Annotated in this window: 24 protein-coding genes and 1 riboswitch; of the genes, 8 read left to right on the top strand and 16 right to left on the bottom strand. The window is 66.5% G+C overall.

Annotation, left to right across the window (positions count from 1 at the left end; all coding sequences use genetic code 11):
• Window positions 1-48: 48 nt before the first annotated feature.
• Together IRT45_RS01635 and IRT45_RS01630 are read right to left on the bottom strand one after the other, a co-directional pair.
• Complete coding sequence (locus IRT45_RS01635) at window positions 49-510, bottom strand: hypothetical protein (protein ID WP_194804065.1); 462 nt, start codon at window positions 508-510, stop codon at window positions 49-51.
• Window positions 507-926, bottom strand: a complete 420-nt coding sequence (locus tag IRT45_RS01630) for a hypothetical protein (protein WP_194804064.1) — start codon at window positions 924-926, stop codon at window positions 507-509. Before IRT45_RS01630 ends, IRT45_RS01635 begins: the two co-directional genes overlap by 4 nt.
• A 692-nt stretch (window positions 927-1,618) precedes the next feature.
• Here IRT45_RS01630 and IRT45_RS01625 point away from each other — a divergent pair.
• From IRT45_RS01625 to IRT45_RS01615, 3 genes are read left to right on the top strand one after another with little or no spacing between them, the layout of a single operon-like run.
• On the top strand, window positions 1,619-1,960 hold the full coding sequence (locus IRT45_RS01625) for a hypothetical protein (RefSeq protein ID WP_039776654.1): 342 nt from the start codon (window positions 1,619-1,621) through the stop codon (window positions 1,958-1,960).
• Entirely contained in the window at window positions 1,929-2,453 is a 525-nt protein-coding gene (locus tag IRT45_RS01620; RefSeq protein ID WP_194804063.1) for a DUF6879 family protein, read from the top strand. The genes IRT45_RS01625 and IRT45_RS01620 overlap by 32 nt, the downstream gene beginning before the upstream one ends.
• Complete coding sequence (locus IRT45_RS01615; protein ID WP_194804062.1) at window positions 2,450-3,286, top strand: helix-turn-helix transcriptional regulator; 837 nt, start codon at window positions 2,450-2,452, stop codon at window positions 3,284-3,286. Before IRT45_RS01620 ends, IRT45_RS01615 begins: the two co-directional genes overlap by 4 nt.
• 108 nt (window positions 3,287-3,394) lie before the next feature.
• On the opposite strand, the gene IRT45_RS01610 is transcribed toward IRT45_RS01615, so the two are convergent.
• Window positions 3,395-4,183 carry an exodeoxyribonuclease III gene (locus IRT45_RS01610; protein WP_194804061.1) on the bottom strand — a complete coding sequence of 263 codons (789 nt, stop codon included), beginning with the start codon at window positions 4,181-4,183 and terminating at the stop codon, window positions 3,395-3,397.
• 14 nt (window positions 4,184-4,197) lie between these two features.
• Between IRT45_RS01610 and IRT45_RS01605 the strand changes: the two genes are divergently transcribed.
• On the top strand, window positions 4,198-5,130 hold the full coding sequence (locus tag IRT45_RS01605; protein ID WP_223273386.1) for an alpha/beta fold hydrolase: 933 nt from the start codon (window positions 4,198-4,200) through the stop codon (window positions 5,128-5,130).
• Window positions 5,131-5,193: 63 nt separating this feature from the next.
• On the opposite strand, the gene IRT45_RS01600 is transcribed toward IRT45_RS01605, so the two are convergent.
• The 9 genes from IRT45_RS01600 to IRT45_RS01560 form a co-directional block, all read right to left on the bottom strand.
• Window positions 5,194-6,450 (bottom strand): acyl-CoA dehydrogenase family protein, encoded by a 1,257-nt coding sequence (locus IRT45_RS01600; protein WP_194804060.1) that lies wholly within the window; start codon window positions 6,448-6,450, stop codon window positions 5,194-5,196.
• Window positions 6,451-6,468: 18 nt separating this feature from the next.
• Entirely contained in the window at window positions 6,469-7,338 is an 870-nt protein-coding gene (locus IRT45_RS01595) for an SDR family oxidoreductase (RefSeq protein WP_194804059.1), read from the bottom strand.
• A gap of 14 nt (window positions 7,339-7,352) precedes the next feature.
• Window positions 7,353-8,234, bottom strand: a complete 882-nt coding sequence (locus IRT45_RS01590) for a MaoC/PaaZ C-terminal domain-containing protein (RefSeq protein WP_194804058.1) — start codon at window positions 8,232-8,234, stop codon at window positions 7,353-7,355.
• A 4-nt stretch (window positions 8,235-8,238) separates the two neighbouring features.
• Window positions 8,239-8,673: an SRPBCC family protein gene (locus IRT45_RS01585; protein WP_194804057.1), complete on the bottom strand. Its 435-nt coding sequence runs from the start codon at window positions 8,671-8,673 to the stop codon at window positions 8,239-8,241.
• Window positions 8,674-8,687: 14 nt separating this feature from the next.
• On the bottom strand, window positions 8,688-9,905 hold the full coding sequence (locus tag IRT45_RS01580) for a lipid-transfer protein (protein WP_194804056.1): 1,218 nt from the start codon (window positions 9,903-9,905) through the stop codon (window positions 8,688-8,690).
• Between the two features lie 234 nt (window positions 9,906-10,139).
• Window positions 10,140-10,784, bottom strand: a complete 645-nt coding sequence (locus IRT45_RS01575; protein WP_104380025.1) for a TetR/AcrR family transcriptional regulator — start codon at window positions 10,782-10,784, stop codon at window positions 10,140-10,142.
• 38 nt (window positions 10,785-10,822) lie between these two features.
• Window positions 10,823-11,362, bottom strand: a complete 540-nt coding sequence (locus IRT45_RS01570) for a potassium channel family protein (protein WP_194804055.1) — start codon at window positions 11,360-11,362, stop codon at window positions 10,823-10,825.
• Between the two features lie 94 nt (window positions 11,363-11,456).
• Window positions 11,457-12,761: an MFS transporter gene (locus IRT45_RS01565; protein WP_228533245.1), complete on the bottom strand. Its 1,305-nt coding sequence runs from the start codon at window positions 12,759-12,761 to the stop codon at window positions 11,457-11,459.
• Window positions 12,762-12,943: 182 nt separating this feature from the next.
• Window positions 12,944-14,161, bottom strand: coding sequence for an NADP-dependent isocitrate dehydrogenase (locus IRT45_RS01560; RefSeq protein ID WP_194804054.1), 1,218 nt, complete (start codon window positions 14,159-14,161; stop codon window positions 12,944-12,946).
• 312 nt (window positions 14,162-14,473) lie between these two features.
• Window positions 14,474-14,585, top strand: a riboswitch (SAM riboswitch).
• Between the two features lie 13 nt (window positions 14,586-14,598).
• Between IRT45_RS01560 and IRT45_RS01555 the strand changes: the two genes are divergently transcribed.
• Together IRT45_RS01555 and IRT45_RS01550 are read left to right on the top strand one after the other, a co-directional pair.
• Window positions 14,599-14,853: a hypothetical protein gene (locus IRT45_RS01555; RefSeq protein WP_194804053.1), complete on the top strand. Its 255-nt coding sequence runs from the start codon at window positions 14,599-14,601 to the stop codon at window positions 14,851-14,853.
• A gap of 44 nt (window positions 14,854-14,897) precedes the next feature.
• Entirely contained in the window at window positions 14,898-16,016 is a 1,119-nt protein-coding gene (locus IRT45_RS01550) for a homoserine O-acetyltransferase (RefSeq protein WP_228533334.1), read from the top strand.
• 16 nt (window positions 16,017-16,032) lie between these two features.
• On the opposite strand, the gene IRT45_RS01545 is transcribed toward IRT45_RS01550, so the two are convergent.
• Together IRT45_RS01545 and IRT45_RS01540 are read right to left on the bottom strand one after the other, a co-directional pair.
• On the bottom strand, window positions 16,033-16,278 hold the full coding sequence (locus IRT45_RS01545; protein ID WP_062994252.1) for a DUF3017 domain-containing protein: 246 nt from the start codon (window positions 16,276-16,278) through the stop codon (window positions 16,033-16,035).
• Window positions 16,279-16,447: 169 nt separating this feature from the next.
• The gene (locus IRT45_RS01540; RefSeq protein ID WP_309240751.1) at window positions 16,448-16,657 is read right to left on the bottom strand and encodes a hypothetical protein; all 210 of its coding nucleotides are present in this window, start codon (window positions 16,655-16,657) and stop codon (window positions 16,448-16,450) included.
• A 120-nt stretch (window positions 16,658-16,777) separates the two neighbouring features.
• Here IRT45_RS01540 and IRT45_RS01535 point away from each other — a divergent pair, with 120 nt between their 5' ends.
• Window positions 16,778-17,242: a tRNA (cytidine(34)-2'-O)-methyltransferase gene (locus tag IRT45_RS01535; protein WP_062994166.1), complete on the top strand. Its 465-nt coding sequence runs from the start codon at window positions 16,778-16,780 to the stop codon at window positions 17,240-17,242.
• Between the two features lie 28 nt (window positions 17,243-17,270).
• Here the strand turns inward: IRT45_RS01535 and IRT45_RS01530 are convergent, their stop codons facing one another.
• On the bottom strand, window positions 17,271-17,501 hold the full coding sequence (locus IRT45_RS01530; RefSeq protein WP_039776639.1) for a DUF167 domain-containing protein: 231 nt from the start codon (window positions 17,499-17,501) through the stop codon (window positions 17,271-17,273).
• 65 nt (window positions 17,502-17,566) lie between these two features.
• Window positions 17,567-20,908, bottom strand: coding sequence for an error-prone DNA polymerase (locus IRT45_RS01525; protein WP_194804100.1), 3,342 nt, complete (start codon window positions 20,906-20,908; stop codon window positions 17,567-17,569).
• 194 nt (window positions 20,909-21,102) lie between these two features.
• On the opposite strand from IRT45_RS01525, the gene IRT45_RS01520 reads away from it, so the two are divergent.
• Window positions 21,103-22,452 (top strand): MFS transporter, encoded by a 1,350-nt coding sequence (locus IRT45_RS01520; protein ID WP_194804050.1) that lies wholly within the window; start codon window positions 21,103-21,105, stop codon window positions 22,450-22,452.
• Window positions 22,453-22,513 lie beyond the last annotated feature (61 nt).

Genomic DNA, 22,513 nt, shown 5'->3' with positions numbered 1-22,513 from the left:
TTTCGCAGCAGTTTTGCGGAGGTTTGCACGAAAAGTTCACGGTGACGGCTACCTGTCCCCCTCGGACGGATAGAAACCGGTCTCACCCGTACCGATTGCCGGGGCCGGGGTGTAGCGCCTGCGTTCACCTCCGCCGGCGACACCGCACAGCTCTTCGTCCTCTTCCAACGGCATCGCGTAGTACCGCATCCCGAAGTGAGCTTCGGTCTGATCGGCACCGACGGTCACCACCCGGCGAGTCGTCTCGATCTCGATCCCAGAAAATTCGGCAGGGAACCGGACCCCGACGAAGGTCGGAAAACCGTCGTCTTTGCCGACCCAGAAGCGAACACCCTCGTTCGGCTCTCTTCGGCCCCCGATGCCTCCAGAGAACACCCGGCCGGCCTCGCTGCGAGCTTCCACATAGGTCCAGTCCGGCTGGTCAGGGTGGCACCACACACGCCACGTGTAGCCACCGTCGGTCCGCTCTGCGGTTACCGGCGTCCAGCCTTCGTCTGCGAGCGATGTCACGAATTAATCCTCACACACGGATACCCCGGAATAGTGAGGTGTCCCAGCGGATCCCACCAACCCGCACACAGCTGGGTACCGTCCAGGAACCCGCCCGTCGGACCGTAGGAATCTCGGGCTACACCCGGCCGCAACGGACCCCCGAACACATGCTCGCTGTACTTCTTCTCAGCCTTCGCAGCGTTGCCACCCGGAGGCACGATCAGGTAGTACGCCTGAAGGTTCCCGCTGTAGCCGTGCGCCACGGCCAGCGTCGTAACCACTTTGTAGACAGTCAGCCCCTCCCCCGACACGTACAGCGTCACCGGGCCGTCCTGCCGTTCAGCGTCGGCATGAGCGGGGCCGGCGCCGACCGTGAGCGCCGGAATTATGCCGATGAGCGCCGCAGCGAGAGCGAGACTCCATCGCGTATTCATCTATCCCCCTGGGTATTTCGATTGTCACTTGCGGATTCGAGGGCGTCACGGAACCGCATGATCACCTCCACCGGCAACAGCTCCGCCTTCGTGCCGGTAACCAGTTCGCGGGCCATGTAGGTTCCCGGCTCGCGGCGTCGGCCGAGCTCCTCTCTCTTCACTGCTTTCGGGGCCAGAAGAGCACCGCCAAGAACGCCACCAACGGCACCGCGAACGCTACGAACAGCCCCATCAGGCGCCCTCCGCTTCGACGTCCGCCGAACCGAGCCGTTCGGCTTCGCATGGGCCGAACGTCCGAGCGCTGTTGCACGACTGCCGGTACTCCAGATACACACCGACACCCGGTTGGTCTCCGGGGTACGCCTGCACCTCCAACACTCCACCCGGAAAGGTGTAAAGCCTTGTGCACCGGTCTGGTTGGTCTCCGTGTCCACTCATCTCGACCCCTTTACGCGGTGGTGTCTCCGGCGCGGACCGATCGTCCGCTTGGTCAAGCACCCAGCACCGGAGAAGTCGGTTTCGATCCGGTGCCGGGGCTCGGTCGGAACGGTACGAACGCACTATCAGGCGGGTCCATGAGTTTGATAAAACTTGCTCATATTTAGCGACCAGCTATCTAATCGAGACGACTCGAGGGATCATGGAACTCGGTGCGGAAAGTCCGTGCATACAAGCAGATACGGAGCTGGACTATGCTCTTGCGTTTCCTTGGTAAGGGTGGTTCGGGAACCAACGATTGCCCGACCCTCTATGCCACTGACCAGGCCAGTTACGCGATTATCGGTTGGGTGACCGACCGGCCGGAGACGGTGGAGATTCCTCACCTGCTGCTCGGCTTCCTGGAACCCGACACCTTCGTCGGTACCACCTTGACCGACACCGGCCGAGGCACGTTCCTCGTGTCGGGTCACCCGATCACCGACCGTGAGACGCTGGACCAGATGATGATCGAGACCGACGAGACGGCTATCGAAGTCCCGAAGGCAGAAAGGACGTTCTACGGTGCAACTGCTTCACGGCGATCCGTGGCCTGATCTGTTCGGGCAGTGCCAGCGGGAAGCGTTCCACCTCGAGGTCAGGGACACCTATGCGGTACCCAACGAATCGGAACCGCTGCGGCGGTTCCTGAACGGTGAGCCGGACGACAACGCCTGGTTCGAATCGTGGGGGCAACTCGTCCGTGAGACGACCGGCAGGGGTGTGCGCGTGACCCGCGTCCGCGTCGTCACCGTTCCGCACGTAGATTACCAACGGTGGTCGCTCACGCTTACTGCGCTGAATACCGAAGCGGGTGAAGATATTCGGTACTTGCCCCGGCATCTCGCAGGAGCGGTGCCCGCAGATGACTTCTGGCTGCTGGATGACGAACGGGTGGTGTTCAACCTCGTCGACGAGAACGGCCGCGCGGCCGGGGCTTCGGCTCTAACCACCGACCCGTGGATTGTCGACCGATGCCGACAGGTGAAAACGCGCCTGTGGCAGCTCGCTACGCCGTACACCGAGTATGCGGTAGACCTTCGAAGGTGAGCAACGGCGTGCATGAGGCCCGGCAGGCGCTCGGGCAGCGGCTTCGTGAGATTCGGCGCAGATCGGGAATCTCGGGCCGTGAGCTTGCGCGCCTGTCCGGCTGGCACGAAACGAAGGTCTCCAAGCTCGAGTACGGCAGAGTCACGCCGTCCGACGCCGACATCCGCGCCTACTGCGCTCACACGGGCGCAGGTGATCAACTCGAAGACCTGCTGGCGACGGTCCACAACATAGATGCCGCGTATATGGAGTACCGGCGTCAGCACGCGGCGGGGCTGAAGCGGGGACAGCAGAAGTCGGCCAGGCTCGCTGAGCGCTCGAAGCTGATGAGGATCTATCAGCCGGTCGTTGTTCCCGGCATTCTTCAGACTGCCGAGTACGCCGAAGCCATCCTGAGGCATTCAGTCGCTTTCTATCGCCTTCCTGACGACGTGGACGAGGCGGTCTCCAAGCGGCTGGAACGTCAGCAGTACCTGTACAAAGGTGAACGGCGCTTTCACATCCTCATCGCTGAGCAAACTTTATATACCTCGGTTGGCACCGACGCCGTAATGGTTGGGCAGCTGGACCGGCTGATGGCGGTGATCGGCCTCTCCCGGGTTCGGCTCGGAATCGTTCCGGCGCAAGCAGGCCCGCCGATGCAGACAACGAACTTCGTCATGTTCGACTCACATATGGTCACGGTAGAAGGCATCACGGCGGAGCTGACGATTACGCAACCGCGAGAAATCGCGATCTACGCCCGCGCGTTCGATGTGCTGGCCGCTCAGTCCGCGACCGGTGAAGCCGCACGAGATTTAATCCGCAAGGCGCTCGACGCCCGTACGCCTTAATCGTGCCCTGAGCCGCGGAGTTGTTCGCTGTACAGACGATCCCCAGGCCGAATCGGCGGCGAACTCCCTCCGATGCGGACACGACATCAGCACCGCAGTTGATCAGGTTCAGCGGTACTGCACCGTGACCGGAGCGTGGTCCGACCAGCGCAGCGCGTACTCGGGGGCGCGTTCCACCACGGCCTGCTTCGCGCGACCGGCGATCGCGCCGCGCGCGAGGTGGTAGTCGATCCTCCACCCGGCGTCGTTGTCGTAGGCGCGGCCGCGATAGGACCACCAGCTGTAGGGGCCGGGCACGCCCGGGTGGAGTTGGCGGACCACGTCGACGTAGCCCGCTGCCAGCATCTCGTCGATCCAGGCTCGCTCGCCGGGCAGGAAGCCGGAGTTCTTGACGTTGCCCTTCCAGTTCTTGATGTCGAGTTCGGTGTGGGCGACGTTCCAGTCGCCGCAGATCACGAAGTCGCGGGTCTGCGCCTTCATATGCGCGCCCAGTTCGCCGAGGAAACGGTATTTCTCGTCCTGCATGGGAGTGTCGGCCTCGCCGGTGTGCACGTAGACGCTCGCGACGGTCACCTCATCGAAGTCGGCTTCCACGTAGCGGCCGACGCCGTCGAATTCGGTGCTGCCGAAGCCGATTCGCACGCGGGTGGGTTCGCGGCGCGACAGAATGCCGACCCCGGCGCGGCCCTTGGCTCCCGGCTCGGCGTGGGCGAGGAACCACCCGGCGTCGAGGACCGGCGCCAGCGCCTTGCGGGTCTGCTCATCGGTTGCCCGGGTCTCCTGCAGGCAGATGATGTCGGCCTCGGTCACTGCGAGCCATTCGAGCATTCCCTTCCCGGTCTTGCCGGTAGCTGCGCGTATGCCATTGACGTTGACGGAACTGATGATGCTGGCCACGTATCGACCGTACAATGCGGGAATCAACCCGTCCTCGCGGACATCGCGGCCACGCCGAGCAGGCCGCCGCCGATCCGGAAGGGGTGACGACGATGACGTCCGGCACCACCCAACCCGCCACCTCCCTTGCGCCGATGACAGCCCTGCACACCGGATCGGGTGATCCGCTGCTGCTGTTGCACGGTTTTTTGATGTCGCCGCACTGCTGGGAGGACGTCGCGTCCCGATTGTCCGCTACTTGCGAGGTGTTCGCTCCGGCCTTCGCCGGGCATTGGGGCGGCCCCGACCTCAGCGGCTGGTACATCGACGTGAATCTGCTCGCCGACCGGGTCGAGGAACAGCTCGACGAATTGGGCTGGCGCACCTGCCATATCGCGGGCAACTCGCTCGGCGGCTGGGTCGGCTTCGAATTGGCCCGCCGCGGCCGGGCGCGCACACTCACCGCCATCGCCCCCGCAGGTGGCTGGCACAATCCGTCGCTGGCCCAGTTGCGGGTGGGGCTCGAGTTCCTGTCGCTGGTGCCGATCGTGGAAATCGGCAAGCGCCTGCCCGCCTCGATCCGGTTCAGCGCGCCGGTCCGGCGTGCCACCGCCATGCTGCTGAGCAAGAATGTCGCCGCGGCGCCCCGGCGCGGCGTGGAGGCGGCGATCATGTCGGCAACCCACTGCGCGGCCATGCTGCCGTTGATCGCCAGTGGTTTGCGGATGGCCGTCCTCGACGATCTGTCCACGGTGCGGACGCCGGTTCGGCTGCTGATGTGCGAATACGACCGGATCATCCCGAATCGCATGTATGCCAAGCGTTTTCTGCGGGAACTGCCCGAGACGGCGGACCGCATCCTGGTGCACGGCGTGGGGCACGTCCCGATGCTGGAGGCTCCCGACCGCATCGCGACCCTCATCGCCGAGCACGTCTATGCCAGCCGCACGCGTCTGCGGGCGGTGTGAGAAAGGCCGGCGGATCGGTTCGAACCCCTCGGCGCCGATCCGCCGGCCGCCATCACGTGGCGATCACCGGCCCAGGAGCCCCTTCGCGATATGGGTCACCTGGATCTCGTTGCTGCCGGCGTAGATCATCAGCGACTTGGCATCGCGGGCGAGTTGTTCGACGCGATATTCCTGCATGTAGCCGTTGCCGCCGAACAACTGCACGGCCTCCATCGCGACCTCGGTGGCCGTCTCCGAGCAGTACAGTTTGATCGCCGAGGCCTCGGCCAGCGTGGGCGGTTTCCCCGCGCGGCCGCGTTCGAGGGTGTTGAAGACCATGTTCTGCACGTTGATGCGGGCGATCTCCATCTTCGCGAGCTTGAGCTGCACCAGCTGGAAGCGGCCGATCTCCTGACCCCACAGCGTGCGGGTCTTGGCGTATTCCACACAGAGCCGGTGACATTCGTTGATGATGCCCAGCGCCATGAAACCCACGCCGACCCGTTCGGCGACGAAACTCGTTCGCGCGCTTTCGCGTCCGTCGCCGCCCTGGTGGTCCTCGGTTTCGCCGAGCAACCGGTCCCTGCCCAATCGCACGTTGTCGAAGAACAATTCGCCGGTGGGCGAGGAGTGCAATCCCATCTTCTTGAACGGTTTACCCTGGGTGAAACCCTCCATGCCCTTGTCGAGGACGAAGGTGAGCACCTTGCGATCGCGCCTGTCGGTGCCGTCGCCCTCGTCGAGTTTGGCGTAGACGACCACCACATCGGCGTAGGGACCGTTGGTGATGAAGGTCTTCTGGCCGTTGAGGATGTAATCCTCGCCGTCGCGTTTGACCGAGGTCTTCATACCGCCGAAGGCATCGGAGCCCGAATCCGGTTCCGTGATGGCCCAGGCCGCCACCTTCTTCAAGGTCACGATATCGGCGAGCCAGCGTTCCTTCTGCGCGAGCGTGCCGCGCGACATGATCGTGGCCGCGCCGAGGCCGATCGAGACACCCATCGCCGCGACCAAACCCATACTCACTCCGGACAATTCACTGATCAGCACCGCCATCAACGACTGCTGCTCACCGAACGGGTCACCACCGGACCTGGGCTTCGTGTCACGCTGCCCGGCCTCCTCCGGCGCGGCCTCGGCGGCACGCTGCTTGGCGAGCATCTTCTCGATCGCCTCGCCCCCCATGACGTCGATGCCGAACTCGCCGAACAGTTTTCGCAGGATCGGATACGGCGGCATCTCACCGCTGTCGAGAGCGTCCAGATGCGGCCGGATCTCCTTGTCGATGAAGGCGCGCACGGCCCCGCGGATCATCTCGTCGGTCTCGGACCATTCGAACATCGTCTTTCTCCTCCCGCGTCAGGGCAGCCGGGCTGCGATGTCGTCGATCAGCCAGGGGCCGTCGGTTTCGATGGTCTTCACGTCATGCCAGCCGCCGAGCTCGGAGATGGCGCCGCCCTGGACGGCGAAGACCTTGCCGGTGACCGGGCATTTGTCGGTGGCCAGGTACGCGACCAGCGGCGAGATGTTGGCCGGGCTGAAGGCGTCGAATTCACCCTCGCCCACCTCGGCGGCGAAGATCGCCCCCATCCCGGGCGTGGCCAGGGTCAAGCGGGTGCGCGCCATCGGGGCGATGGCGTTGACCCGCACGCCGTAGCGTTCCAGTTCCTCCGCCGCGACCAGGGTCAACGCGGCGATACCGGCCTTGGCCGCGCCGTAGTTGGCCTGACCGGCGTTGGGCAGGGTGACGCCGGAGGCCGAGGCGGTGTTGACGACGGCGGCATTGGGCTGCTTACCGGCCTTCGACTGGTCCTTCCAATACGCCGCGGCGTGGCGCAGCACGTTGAAATGGCCCTTCAGGTGCACTGCGATGACGGCGTCCCACTGCGCTTCCTCCAGGCCGGCGATGAACCCGTCGCGCAGAATGCCGGCGTTGTTGATCACCACGTCCAGCGTGCCGAATTCCGAGATCGCCTGGTCCACCAGGTTTTTCGCACCGTCCCACTGCGCCACGTTGTCGGTGTTGGCCACCGCCTTCCCGCCCGCGGCGCGGATCTCGTCCACCACCTCCTGCGCCGGTCCGGCATCGGCGCCTTCCCCGGCGTTACTGCCGCCCAGGTCGTTCACCACGACCGAGGCGCCCTCCCGCGCGAACAACAGCGCGTGTTCGCGTCCGATGCCGCGGCCCGCGCCGGTGATGACGGCGACCCGCCCATCCAGAACACCCATGACAGTCTCCTCGACTACGAGTTGTCGGCGACGACCGCCAGGCCGTCGGTGAGAACGAGATCGGTTCCGCGTGCGGTGCGGAAGGCGTAGGTGGTGTCGGCGCCGGTCGAACCGGTCTTCCAGATCTGGGTCTCCAGATCGTCGCCGGGGAACACCATCTTCGAGAAGCGCACCGCGAACCGCTTCAACCGCCGCGCGTCGGAACCGGCGACCTCGGTGAGAACGGCCCACGACGACATCGCCATCGTGCACAGACCGTGCGCGATGATGCCGGGCAGCCCGGCGTCCTTGGCCACCTGCTCGTCCAGGTGCAGCGGCACCGGATCGCCGGAGGCGGGGGCATAACGGTAGGTCTGATCGTCGTCCACGTGCGCGGCGACCCGGGCCAGGGGCGGCCGCGCCTCCAGTCCGGGACCGAATTTGTGCGGCGGGGCGCTCTCACCGACCTGCTTGCCGACATCGATGTTGCGGAAGAAGGCGGTCAGGTACTGCTCGTTGACGAGCTCACCGTCGGAGTCCCGGCATTCGATGAGAATGGTGATGGTGGTGCCGTTCTCGCGGCCCTCGTAGCCGACCGCCTTGGCCCGCGAAACCAGCCGATCACCGGGCCGGATCGGGCGGTGAAAGTGAAAGTCCTGCTCGCCGTGCACGACTCGACCGAAGATGTCCATCGGGACGACGTCGATCACCGGCATCATCATCGCCTCGAAGACGGGGACGATGGCGAAGACGGGTGAGGCGATATCGCCGGACAGGTGAGCCGGAATGGGGTCGTTGGTGGCGGCGGCGTATTCGGCGATCCGCTCCCGGGTGACCTCGAACCGCTCCTCGCCGGACCAGACGTTCAGGCCCGCGTCGTCGAATTCCACGGGCCGGGGCCCTGTTTCGGTGGCCATATCGCTAGGCCGTCGCCAGGGCGTCGAGCTGTTCGAGGGTGGTGTCCAGCTGCTTGGCGCCGTCCTTCTCGACCGCCTTGCCCAGCGCGCCCTTGATGAGCGCACCCTCGAAATCACCGGAGACCGAGAATTTGCTGCCTGCCCCCTCGGGCGTGATGTCGAAGGAGAACTTCACCTTCACACCGGCCATCCCGGCGCCGCTGAGGACCAGATTGTTCGGCGAATTCACCTCTTCGACAACCCATTCCATCTTGTTCGCCATGCCGAGCATCATGATCTTGGCGACCAGCTTCGAACCCGTGGTCAGCGTGGCCGGTGGCTCCTCCATCCAGCGCTCGTGAATGGTGAACCATTTGTCCCAGGTCTGCGGATCCGAGACGACCGCCCACAGCGCGTCCGGGGTGGCGTTGAGGTTCTTGGTGGCTTCGATGTGACCCATGTTCGTACTCCTTTTCAGCGCTCAGCGCGCTGGTAAGCGGTGACGACCGCGGCTCCGCCGAGGCCGATGTTGTGCTGCAGTGCGGCGGTGACGCCCTCGACCTGACGTTTGTCGGCGTCACCGCGCAGCTGCCAGGTGAGCTCGCTGCACTGAGCCAGACCCGTCGCCCCCAGGGGGTGGCCTTTGGAGATGAGGCCGCCCGACGGGTTGACCACCCACGTGCCGCCGTAGGTCGTCTGATCGCCGTCGATGAGGCTGCCGGCCTCGCCCTCGCCGCACAGGCCCAGCGCCTCGTAGAGCAGCAGTTCGTTGGCGGAGAAGCAGTCGTGCAGTTCGATCACCTGGAAGTCCTGCGGGCCGAGCCCCGACTGCCGGTACACCTGCTGCGCGGCTTGCACGTTCATGTCGTAGCCGATGAGGTTCTTCGCGGTGCCGTCGAAGGTGGAGGCGAAATCGGTGGTCATCGCCTGGCCCACGATCTCCACCGCCCGCCCGGCCAGTCCGTGCCGGTCGACGAAATCCTCGGAGGCGAGGATCACCGCGCCCGAACCGTCCGAGGTCGGCGAGCACTGGAGTTTGGTGAGCGGGTCGTAGATCATCCGCGCGCCCAGAATGTCGTCGAGCGAATACTCGTCCTGGAACTGCGAATACGGGTTGTTCACCGAATGCTTGTGGTTCTTGTACCCGATCTTCGCGAAATGCTCCGCGGTGGTGCCGTACTGCTTCATATGTTCACGGCCCGCGGCGCCGAACATCCACGGCGCCGGCGGGAACAGCACCTCGGAGATCTCGGCCAGCGCCATCATGTGCTTGGCCATCGGCTGCTCGCGGTCGTCCCAGGTGGAACCGAGGGAACCGGGCTGCATCTTCTCGAAGCCCAGCGCCAGCGTGCAATCCGCCAGCCCGCCCCGAACCGCCTGCGCCGCGAGATAAAGCGCGGTGGAGCCGGTGGAACAGTTGTTGTTCACGTTGATCACCGGGATACCGGTCATCCCCAGTTCGTAGACCGCGCGCTGGCCGGAGGTGGACTCGCCGTAGACATAGCCGACGTAGGCCTGCCGCACCTCCCGGTAGTCGATCCCGGCGTCGGCCAGCGCCTTGGTGCCGGATTCCCGGGCCATATCCGGGTAGTCCCACGCGCGGGTCGTGCCGTCGGCCTCCTCGACCTGCCGCCGACCCGGTTTCTCGAACTTCGTCATTCCGATGCCGACGACGTAGACCTTGTTCGTCATCGAACCACCCTTCTCCCAGTCGGCCGCCCCTCGAGCGGCAGTGGTCGATCCGTTCCGATCGACTGGAAACAAACATACGGAGCTGTATGTAAGGGCGCAATAGGGTGTGCGCTTTCGCCGTCAGGTCGGGAGATATGCCCAGCTAGAACGTTTGTGTTGATACGTACAGATACATCTGTAGCTCGCTACAGCTCACGCGTCGACGACGGTGCACCGGCATGGCGGTACGGGGCGTCAGCCGCCGATTCCGAGGCCCGGGAGGGCGGATTCGGCGGCCCGGCGCAGATGCGCGGAAGCGCGCCGCCAGCGGCGGTGGGCACGCTCCGGATCCGGAGAGACGAAGTTGGAGACCAGAATTCCGCGCAGGGTATCCATCGCGGTATAGGCGAAGTCGCGGACTTCCTTGCGCCGCAACTCATCCGGGACCAGCTGCGATACCGCCATCAGGACGGCGTTGTTGACGAACGGTTCGACCTTCTCGGCCTCGGCGGCCAGCACCGGATCGGTGCGGCCGGCCACCCACAGCTCCATGGCCGCGATGAACAGCGGCCCTTGGTGCAGTTCCCACATCGCGTCCAGGGTGGCGCCGATCGGATCGTCACCGGCGCGCAACCGGCCCAACTCCTTCATCGCGGCCTCGGTGCGCCGCTGCGCCAGGTGGGAAATGGCGGCCACGACCAGATCGGTTTTGGAACCGAAGTGGTGCACCTGCGCGCCGCGGGTGACCCCGGCCCGCTCCGCGACGCGCGGCGTCGTGGTGCCCGCGTAGCCGTATTCGACCAGGCAATCGATGGTCGCGTCGAGCAATCGCACCCGCATCTCGCTGCTGCGCTGCTCCTGGGTACGACGCGGCGGCTTACCGACGACAGATCTGGCCATCCGGAAATCCTACACTTACATACACACGTGCATGAAACTCACTCGGGCTCGCGCGCCGCACGTCCGCGTCGTATCGCGGCCAGCAGCACCCGCACCCCGGCGCCGATGAGCGCCAGATCGGCCAGAATCTGCACGGTCACGATGACGCGCGCCACCTGCGAGGTCGCCGCGATATCGCCGAAACCGACCGTCCCCAGCACGGTCACCGTGAAATAGAGCGCGTCGATCCGGGTCAGCAGCACCGTGAAACTATCCGGCTCGGCCGCCGACATCAGGACGTACGTGGTGGCGAACAAGAGAATGAAGGCCACCGCGATCATGGTCAGCGCCTCGGCCCCACGCAGCCCGGGATAGGGCGCGGCCACGATGCGCGTGGCCTGCCGCACGATGAGTACGACCACCACCACCAGACCACCGCACAGCCCCAGAATCGGACCGAGCTCGTTCAAATGATGAAAGGGCAGGACGAAATACAGCACCACCAGCACGATCGTCGTCAGCGCGGTCCGCGCGGCGGCATACAGCACCGCCCGCCGCCGCGCATCGCCACCGCCGCTCCCCTGTATTTGCGGATCCATCCTGACCTCCCGGTCGAGTGCTGCCGCCTGCTCGGGATCACTCAACCACGCCGGAGAAGGGAACGAGCGGAGGTTGGGGCTGTATCCGAACCGGTCAGCTGCGGCCGAGGACGACCGCCTGGTGGTGCCGCACCGTGCGGCGGGCCGACCAGACGGTCACGGTGAACAGCACCACCCCCGCGACAGCCAGACCCGCACCCACGACGGCCGGCGCGGTGTATCCCAGCCCCGCCGCGATGACGAGGCCGCCCAGCCACGCTCCCGCCGCGTTCGCGATGTTCAAGGCGGCGTGGTTGAGGGCCGCGGCGAGGGTTTGGGCGTCGTGGGCGACGTCCATCAGGCGGGTCTGCAGGCCGGGGGCCAGGGCGGCTCCGGAGGCGCCGACCAGGAATGCGCCCGCGGCGGCGGTGAACGGGTTGTGGGCTGCCGCAACGAAACCCGCGAGAATGACGACCATCGCGAGGAGTGCGACGAACACCGAGCGGTCCACACCGCGGTCGGCGAGGACGCCGCCGCCGATATTGCCCGCGACCATGCCCAGGCCGAACAGCGCCAGCACGATCGGTACGAGGCCCTGTCCCATGCCGGCGACGTCGGTGAGGGTCGAGGTGATGTAGGTGTAGACCGCGAACATGCCGCCGAAGCCGACCGCGCCGACCAGCAGCGTCAGCAGCACCTGCGGACGGCGGAGGGCGGTGAGCTCGGTGCGGGGATCGGTCACTCGCACCCCGTGCAGATCGGGTACGAAGCGGCTGATCGCGAACACCGTGGCGAGCCCGATGACGGCCACGACCACATAGGCGTCGCGCCAGCCGAGGCCCTGCCCCAGCCAGGTGGCGGCGGGAACGCCCACCACATTGGCGGCGCTCAGGCCCAGCATCACCGCGGCGACCGCCTTGGCTCGCTGCCCCCCGGGAGCCAATGAGGCGGCCGCGAGCGAGGCCACGCCGAAATAGGCGCCGTGTGGCAGGCCCGCGACGAACCGGGCCGCGATCAGAGCGGGGAATGCCGGGGCCAGCACCGAGGCGATATTTCCGATGGTGAACGCGACCATCAAAGCGATCAGCAGGCGCTTGCGCGGCATCCGGGCGCACAGCGCCGCGATCACGGGCGCGCCGACCACCACACCCAGCGCGTACGCCGAGACGGCATGTCCGCCGGTGGGCTCCGAAACATGCAGGTCCGCGGCGATGTCGGGCAGCAGTCCCATGGTGACGAATTCGGTGGTGCCGATCCCGAAACCGCCGAGCGCCAGCGCGAGCATCGCCGGGATATGCCAACCGGTGCGAGTCTCCGGCGCCACCCCGGAGCCGAGCGCACGGGACGACGCGTCACTCGCGGGTGACTCCTGTGGGAAGTCGACGGGAGGTGCGGTGCGCACGGGAGCTGAGTCGGCCATGGGTGTGGCCAACACGCGCGGCCGCCACGGCGATACCGGCGGCCGGGGTGATTCGACTCACGCATCCGGCTCCCGCCGTCGACGCGCAAAGCAATTCGGGCACCCGCGGCCACCGGGATCGGTGGGGGCGGGTGCCCGGATATGTCTACCGGCCGCGCCGGATTCCGGCCGGTCGTGAGCGTTCAGCTCAGTTCGCGCGCCAGGTTCGCATCGAGCACGCCGAGGAACTCCTCGGTGGTCAGATAGCCCTGGTTGCCGCCGACCAGCAGCGCCAGATCCTTGGTCATCTGGCCGCTTTCGACGGTCTTGATGACGACGTCCTCGAGGGTCTGCGCGAAGCCGATGACCTCGGGAGTGTCGTCCAGTTTGCCGCGATGCGCCAGACCGCGCGTCCACGCGAAGATCGAGGCGATCGGGTTCGTGGAGGTGGGCTTGCCCTGCTGGTGCTGCCGGAAGTGGCGGGTCACCGTGCCGTGCGCCGCCTCGGCCTCACAGGTGCGGCCGTCCGGGGTGAGCAGCACCGAGGTCATCAGGCCCAGCGAGCCGAAGCCCTGCGCCACGGTGTCGGACTGCACGTCGCCGTCGTAGTTCTTGCAGGCCCAGACGTAGCCGCCCTCCCACTTCAGCGCGGAGGCGACCATATCGTCGATCAGCCGGTGCTCGTAGGTCAGTCCCGCGGCCGCGAACTCGTCCTTGAACTCGGTCTCGAAGATCTCCTGGAAGGTGTCCTTGAACATGCCGTCGTAGGCCTTCAGGATGGTGTTCTTCGTCGACATGTAGACGGGGTAGTTCTGCTGCAGACCGTAGTTCAGCGACGCCCGCGCGAAGTCCTCGATCGACTTCTTGAAGTTGTACATACCCATGACGACGCCGCCGTCCTCGGGCATCTTCACCACTTCGTGGACGATCGGCTCGGAGCCGTCCTCCGGGGTGAACTGAATCGTGACGGTGCCGGCCTGATGCACCTTGAAATCGGTGGCGCGGTACTGGTCACCGAAGGCGTGACGGCCGATGATGATCGGCTTGGTCCAGCCGGGCACCAGACGCGGAACATTGGAAATGATGATCGGCGCGCGGAAAATGGTGCCGCCGAGGATGTTACGAATCGTGCCGTTCGGCGAACGCCACATCTTCTTGAGGCCGAATTCTTCGACGCGTGCCTCGTCGGGGGTGATGGTGGCGCATTTGACGCCGACGCCGTGTTTCTTGATGGCGTTGGCCGCGTCGACGGTGACCTGGTCATCGGTCTTGTCGCGGGTTTCGATGCCGAGGTCGTAGTACTCGAGGTTCACATCGAGGTACGGATGGATCAGCTTGTCCTTGATGAACTGCCAGATGATCCGGGTCATCTCGTCGCCGTCGAGTTCGACGACGGTCCCTTCAACCTTGATCTTGGACATGGATCTTCGTGTCCTCCTAAGGAAGGTGTGCTCCCATTGCACGGCCAGGCGAGCACGCTTGTGAGCGGACCCCAGCTGTTCAACAGACAACGTATACGCCCCGCGTTGTCCACGAGACGCCTGGTGCTAAACAAGACAAGCGTACTGGTGCGCTGGGTCTCACTGACAGGGGCGGTCCCATTGAGAGCTATCCACGTCACACCGGCCCGATGCCGATCGGCGGGGAAACGGACATACGCCGCGAACGTCCGCCTCGAATCGGTCGAGCCCAACCCTCGCCCCCGTCGTGACCGATTGTTACCATCCACGGCAGGTCATGAGTGCCAGCGCCAAGCCCCGGCTCGCTGGCCGGCAACCCTCCAGTTGCGGTGGGGTGCTCCGGGTGATTGACCGGGCTCTCGAAAGCCGAGGGCAAGCGCGACTGTCAGGAGCAACAAGTGAGCGAGTCCACCGTGCCCATCGCCGGCAAGTCCGTGGAGGCGGCGGAGCGGCACAGCCGTATCGCTACCATCAGGGATGTGTGTGCCCCAGCCCTCCGTACCGCCTCGACCACGCGCGCGCTCTCGCCGTGCGCCGACCCGGCGGCCGCCGGCGCCGCATTCCGGCAGGTCCGCGGGCCGATGCGGGTGAGGGGAATCGGCGGCGCGGGGATCGATCGCGTGGCACGGCTCGACGTGGTGACGGCACGGTGACCGTGAGTATCGAATCGAGCACGTCACGCCCGGGCGCAACGACACTGCTACCCCCGCCGGACGGCACGGTCGGAATCATCGGCGTCGGCGATGTCCGCCTCGAGAACGGCGCTGTCGTCCCCGGTGTCGAACTGGCCGTGCAGCGCTGGGGTGAACTGGCCCCCGGCTTGGACAACGTGGTGCTGGTCGAACACGCGCTGACCGGCGATTCGCACGTCTGCGGGCAGCCCGACGAACTGCACGCCCTGCCCGGCTGGTGGGACGGGCTGGTCGGGCCCGGCGCGGCCCTGGACACCGACCGCTGGTGTGTGATCGCGACCAACGTTCTGGGTGGTTGCCAGGGCAGCACCGGCCCCTCGTCCCTCGCACCGGACGGAAAGCCTTGGGGTGCACGCTTTCCGGAGATTTCGATCCGCGACCAGGTGAGCGCCGAAGTGGCGCTGCTCGACCTGCTCGGGCTGACCCGTATCGCCGCGGTGGTCGGCGGTTCGATGGGTGGCATGCGGGTGCTGGAGTGGATGGTCGGATACCCCGATCGGGTCGACGCGGCCCTGGTGCTGGCGGTCGGCGCCCGCGCCACCGCGGATCAGATCGGCACCCAGACCACTCAGATCGCCGCGATCACCTCGGATCCGGACTGGCAGGACGGCGATTACCACGGCACCGGCCGTCGGCCGCTGGCCGGACTGGGCATCGCGCGCCGGATCGCGCATCTGACCTACCGCACCGAATTCGAACTCGACCACCGGTTCGCCAACACCGCTCAGGGCGACGAAAACCCTTGGGACGGCGGCCGTTACGCGGTGCAGAGTTATCTGGAGCATCAGGCCGACAAGCTGGTCGCGCGGTTCGACGCGGCCACCTACGTGCTGCTGACCGAGGCCATGAACCGGCACGACGTCGGCCGCGGGCGCGGCGGCATCGAGGCCGCGCTGGCCGCCACCCCGGTGCCGTGCGTGGTCGGCGGCGTGGACTCGGACCGGTTGTATCCGTTGCGGACCCAGCAGGAACTGGCCGATCTGCTACCCGGCTGCAAAGGTCTGGAAGTCGTGCACTCGCGCGACGGCCACGACGGTTTCCTCACCGAGATCGAGGCGATCGGCAAATTGCTGGAGCAGACGATGGAATTGGCGCGCGCCGCCCAGGACGCCCGCGAATCCTGAGTCCGTCCTGGAGAGTTCAGCCGACGCCGAGGCTGCTGATGGTGGCCGCCATGACGATGATCGCGCCGCCCAGCACGGTATAGGCGCCGATGTCGAACGGGCGGCTGCGCACCGCCAGCAGCCCGACCCTCGCCGACGGCAGGCACAACCGGAACACGGCCGCGAGCAGCGTCGCACCGCCGATGAAGAACGCACCGCGCCGCCACCGGTCCTGGGCCAGGAAAACCACCGCGACCAGCAGCACCACGACGACCAGCAGCATCGGCAGATGAACCTGGAAGAAGCGGCTCGCCGGGCTGGAATGCTGCGGGTGAGTGGTCGGCACGTCGGTCACGGCTGCGATTCTCGCATGTCCGGTCATGCCGCCACCGGGAGCGGGGGCGGCCCGGTCACGACGGCCACCGGATGCGGCCGCCGCGACCGAGCGGCTGTCAGACGCCGAAGGGAGCGGCGTAGTGGATACGGCCCGCCGGAAGCGGATGGGCCGCGTCGAGCGCCAGGGCCATCAGCGCGTCATCGGGGACATCGATGCTCAGATCGATGCCGTACCGGCTTGCCCGCCGGAAACCGAACCGCGGGTAGTACTCGGCGTGGCCGAGCACTGTGACGAAATGCTCCCCACGGTCGGCCGCGGCTCGCAAACCAGCGCGAATGGCCGCCGCCGTTGGAACGGATCGGCCGCAACGACACGGCCGCCGGTCACGGTAACAGAGGCCCGGCTCCGCCGCGTGCCATTTATCCGGGACGGGTACCGTCTCGGTGTGCTCAAGCTGGTGTTCTTCGAACCGCGTATCCCACCGAATACGGGCAATGCGATCCGTCTGGCGGCCGGCACGGGGTGCGAACTGCATCTGATCGAGCCGCTCGGATTCGATCTGTCGGAGCCGAAGCTGCGCCGCGCCGGACTGGACTACCACGATCTCGCGGTGGTCACCGTGCACGAAAACCTTTCCGCCGCATGGAAATCCCTGCGTCCCGAGCGCGTCTTCGCCTTCACCACCCATGCCACCACGCACAACACCGACATCGCCTACCGTGCCGGTGACGTCCTGCTGTTCGGTCCGGAACCGACCGGCCTCCCGGCCGATGTTCTGGCCGATCCGCACATCACCGACCAGCTGCGCATCCCCATGCTGCCGGGCCGCCGGTCGATGAACCTCTCCAATGCCGCGGCGGTCGCGGTGTACGAGGCATGGCGGCAGCTGGGGTTCCCGGGAGCCGTGTAGGCGGCAACGGCCTACCGCGTCGGGCGCCTCAGATGTCGATCGCGAAGCGTTTGAAGCGGGAGGTGGCGCCCGCGGTGAGGTGGACGGCCGACTTGGGCACACCGTAGTGCTCGGCGAGCAGTTCGATCGCGGCCTTGTTGGCCTTGCCCTCCACCGCGGGGGCGCGCACGTACAGCTGCAGGGTGCCGTCGTCGAGAGTTTCGACGAGTGGGCCCTTGCGGCTGTTGGGTTTGATGGTCGCGCGGACCACGGTCGGCACGTGCTGCTCCTCGATTTTCGGGCGATGCGATGTTCGGGCGGTGCGATGAGCGTAGCCGCGCCGGTTCAGCGGAAATCGCGCGACTTCGAGGCCATCCGCAGGTCCATGCGTTGCAGATGTTCCGCCACCACGCTCACCACGCCCTCGGCGTTCTGCACCCGGCCCCGGATCAGCAGCGCGGGGGCGCCCTGGGCGATGCGGCGGTAGCGGCGCCACAGGCCCACCGAGCACACCACGTTCACCATGCCGGTCTCGTCCTCCAGGTTGATGAAGGTGACTCCGGAGGCGGTGGCCGGCCGCTGCCGGTGCGTCACCGCGCCGCCGATCAGCACCTTCGACCCGTCGGGCACGGCGAGCAGCCGGTTCGCGGCGACCACGCCGAGTTCGTCCAGGCGCGGGCGCAGGAATTCGGTGGGATAGCGGCCGGGCGACACACCGGTCGCCCACACGTCGGCGGCCGCCATTTCCAGTTCGCTCATCCCGGGCAGCGCCGGTGCGTCGGTGACCGCCCCGGTCCCCGGCAGCCGATCCGCCCGCTCCCCCGCCGCCGCACCGGCCGCCCACAGCGCCTGCCGGCGGTCGAGCCCGCGGCCGGACGCGGATTCGATACTGCCGAGCGCACCCGCGGTGGCGAGGGCCTCGGCCTGCGGCACGGACAACTCGACCCGGCCGGTCAGATCCAGGAACGATCGATAGGGACCGGAGGACCGTGCCGCGACGATCTTCTCGGCCACGTCGTCACCGATGTGCCGGACCGTGGACAAGCCGAGCCGCACCTGGGTTCCGTTCTGCTCGAGCGTCGCCCCGGCCAGGCTGTGATTGATATCCGGTCCGTGCACCACCACCCCGTGCCGGCGGGCGTCGGCCACCAGCGACTGCGGAGAGTAGAAACCCATCGGCTGCGCGTTCAGCAGCCCCGCGCAGAACGCGGCGGGATGATGCAGTTTGAACCAGGCCGAATAGAACACCAGCGCGGCGAAACTCTGCGAATGACTTTCCGGGAAACCGAAATTCGCGAAGGCGTAGATCTTCTCGTAGATGCGATCGGCCAGCTCTCCGGTGATTCCGTGCAGATCGCGCATGCCCTGATAGAAGCGACCGCGCAGCCGCTCCATGCGCTGCGGTGACCGTTTCGATCCCATCGCGCGGCGCAACTGATCCGCCTCGGCGGGACTGAATCCCGCGATATCGATCGCCATCTGCATGAGCTGTTCCTGAAACAGCGGGATTCCGAGGGTGCGGGCCAGCGAACTCTCCAGCGCCGGATGGTCGAGCGTCACCTCCTCCCGGCCGTTGCGCCGGCGGATATAGGGATGCACCGAACCGCCCTGAATGGGACCGGGCCGGATCAGCGCGACCTCCACGACGAGATCGTAGAAAGCACGCGGGCGCAGCCGCGGCAGCGTCGCCATCTGGGCGCGCGACTCGACCTGGAACACTCCCACCGAATCCGCGCGCGCGAGCATCTCGTAGACGGCGGATTCGGTGAGATCGAGAGCGTGCAATTCGACGACCTCACCTTTGTGCTCGCGCACCAGATCGATCATGTAGTGCAGGGCCGACAGCATGCCCAGGCCGAGCAGATCGAATTTCACCAGACCCGCTGCGGCACAATCGTCCTTGTCCCACTGCAGGACGCTGCGACCGGGCATGCGCGCCCACTCGACCGGGCAGACGTCGGCGATCGGCCGATCACAGATCACCATGCCGCCGGAATGAATGCCGAGATGCCGGGGCAGGCCCTCGATCTCGCCCGCCAGTTCCAGGACCCGATCCGGAATATCGGTATGCGTTTCGGACGCCACTCCGGTCCACCGGCTCACCTGTTTGCTGAACGCATCCTGCTGTCCGGGTGAAAACCCCAGCGCGCGAGCGGCATCGCGCACCGCGGACTTACCGCGATAGGTGATCACATTGGCTACCTGGGCGGCGTATTCGCGACCGTACTTGCGGTAGACGTGCTGGATCGCCTCCTCCCGGCGATCGGATTCGATATCGAGATCGATATCGGGCGGGCCGTCGCGTTCGGGCGCCAGAAAGCGTTCGAACAGCAGATCGTTGGCGACCGGATCCACATTGGTGATGCCGATCGCGTAGCAGACCGCGGAATTGGCCGCCGACCCCCGGCCCTGGCACAGGATGTCGTTGCGCTTGCAGAAGTGGACGATGTCGTGCACGACCAGGAAATAGCCGGGAAAATTGAGTTCGGTGATGATCCGTAGTTCGTGTTCGATCTGCCGATACGCCTTGGGATTTCCCTCCGGCGGGCCGTAACGCTCGCGCGCCCCGGCGAGGGTGAGTTCTCGCAGCCAGGAATTCTCGTCGTGGTCGGGCGGCACGTCGAACGGCGGTAATTCGGGGGCGATCAAGCGCAGATCGAAGGCGCATTCGCGGGCCAGATCGACCGCCCCGGCCACCGCCCGCGGGCATTCGGCGAAGAGCCGGGCCATTTCCGCACCCGACCGCAGATGCCCGCCGCCGGTCGGCGGCAGCCAGCCGTCGATCTCGTCCAGACTGCGCCGGGCCCGGATCGCCGCCAGCGCCATCGCCCGGCGCCCCTGGGCGGGGGTCGCGAAATGCGCTGCCGTCGTGGCGATCACCGGCACGTCCAACCGGGTGGCGAGGGCGATCAGCCGCGCATTGCGTTCGTCGTCGTCGGGCACTCCGTGGTGGGTGAGTTCGACGCTCACCCGGTCGCGTCCGAACAGATCCATCAACCGGCGCAGCTCCGCCTCCGCCTCGGCATCACCACGTTCCAGCGCCCGGCGCACGTGACCTTTGCGGCAGCCGGTGAGAATATGCCAGTGGCCGTCCGCGGCGGCGGCGAGCCGATCCAGGTCGTACCGCAGAATTCCCTTCTCGCCGGCCACCATATGTGCCGCCGACATCTCCCGCGACAGCCGCCGATATCCTTCCTGCCCGCGCGCCAGCACCAGCAGATGTGGTCCGGACGGGTCCGGTTCTCCCGTGCGCGGCTGGGAATCGTCCATCGGCGCCGAACCGAATATCGTTGCCGCGTCGCGGGTTTGCCCCAGCGACAATTCGGCGCCGAACACCGTCGGCAGCCCCCATTCGGCGGCGGCCTCCGCGAAACGCACCACACCGTAGAAGCCGTTGTGATCGGTGAGCGCCAGGGCCTCGAGCCCCAGCCGCACCGCCTCCTCCACCATGTCCTCGGGTTGGCAGGCGCCGTCGAGAAAGCTGTAGGCCGAATGCGTGTGCAATTCCGCATACGGCACCAGCGGACCGCTCGCCTCCGGCCGCGTCCCCGCCCGGTATTCGCCGCGGGTATGCGACCACGCCGGGCTGTCCCCGCCGTCGCCCGGTGGGGTGTCCCCGCGCCCGGGCAGACCGGAGAGCACCCGCTCCATTTCCGCCCAGGTGGGCGGGCCGTTTCCCCAGCCCATAGCGGCACACACCTTCGTCGATTCGAACGTATATTCGATACCGATATCCATGGTAACTCGTGGGCGCAGGGGGCGGGAAGGCGGCCCCGCCGCGATATACGCCGCTGGAATCTCGCTGATTCGAAACCTGTTCGCGGATATCGACTCGCCCTAATGTCACTGCGCGAATCGACGGCGGGAAGGAAAGGGACCCCATGTCTGTACTGGAGTCCGCGCCGGCGAGTACGCGCGCCGGGGGGCAGCACGAGGAGCGCTCGGAACATCTCGGCGCCGTCGAAACTCGAACAGCGGTGGCGGCGAGCCTGATCGGCACCACGGTGGAGTGGTACGACTTCTTCCTCTATTCCACCGCCGCGGGCATCGTCTTCAACAAACTGTTCTTCCCGGATACGAGCGCGTTCGTCGGAACCATGCTGTCGTTCGCGACATTCGCGGTCGGTTTCGTGATGCGTCCGGTCGGCGGATTGGTTTTCGGCCATATCGGTGACCGCATCGGGCGCAAACGCACCCTCGCACTGACCATGGCGATCATGGGCGGATCGACCGCGCTGATGGGTGTCCTGCCGACCAGTGCCGCGATCGGGATCGCGGCGCCGATCCTGTTGCTGGCGTTGCGCATTCTGCAGGGTTTCGCGCTCGGCGGTGAATGGGCCGGGGCGGTATTGCTGGCCGTGGAACACAGTCCCCGCAAGAAGGTCGGCCGGTTCGGCAGCTATCCGCAGATCGGTTTGGCGCTCGGCCTCGCACTCGGCACCGGCGTCTTCGCCCTGCTGCGTTCGGTGCTGAGCGAACAGGCATTTCTCGACTACGGCTGGCGAATCGCCTTCGGCGCCAGCGTGGTTCTGGTGGTCATCGGCCTGGTGGTGCGGCTGAAAATCGACGAGACCCCCGCGTTCCGGGAAATCGACCGGCTCAATCGGATCTCGAAAGTGCCTGTGGTCGAACTGTTCCGGAACGCGCGCACCCGGCGCAACACCGTCCTCGGCCTGCTCTCACGATGGGGTGAAGGCGCGGCGTTCAACACCTGGGGTGTCTTCGCGATCAGTTTCGCGACCGGGCATCTCGGATTCGAACAGGTTCCGGTACTGCTCGCGGTGACCATTGCCGCCGTCGTCATGGCCGCCCTCATTCCGGTATCCGGAAATCTGACCGACAGGTTCGGGCCGCGCCGGGTCTATATCGCCGGTATCGCCGCGTACGGCGTGCTGGTGTATCCGGTCTTCGCGCTGTTCGAGGTCGGCAATATCGTCGTGTTCACCGTCGCGATCATCGCGGTGTTCGGTGTCGCCCACGCCCTGTTCTACGGTGCGCAGGGCACGCTGTACGCCGGGCTGTACCCGGCCGAGGTGCGCTACACCGGACTCTCGTTCGTCTATCAGGTCTCGGGGATCTACGCCTCGGGCATCACCCCCATGATCGTCACGGCGTTGATCGCGGCGGCCGGCAGAACCCCCTGGCTCGCCTGCGGCTATCTGGTGGCCACGGCGGTGATCAGCGTGGTCGCCACGCTGTTCATCAGCGAGGACGACCGGCTCACCGCCTGAGCCCGCTCATCCGCCGGCTCCGCCCGGCGATGTGCACCGGCCCCTTGGCAGTGGAACTTAC

Source organism: Nocardia sp. BSTN01, assembly GCF_015354405.1.
GTDB lineage: Bacteria > Actinomycetota > Actinomycetes > Mycobacteriales > Mycobacteriaceae > Nocardia.
Note: the sequence above shows the minus strand (reverse complement) of the source record. Positions and strands in the feature narration are given on the sequence as shown.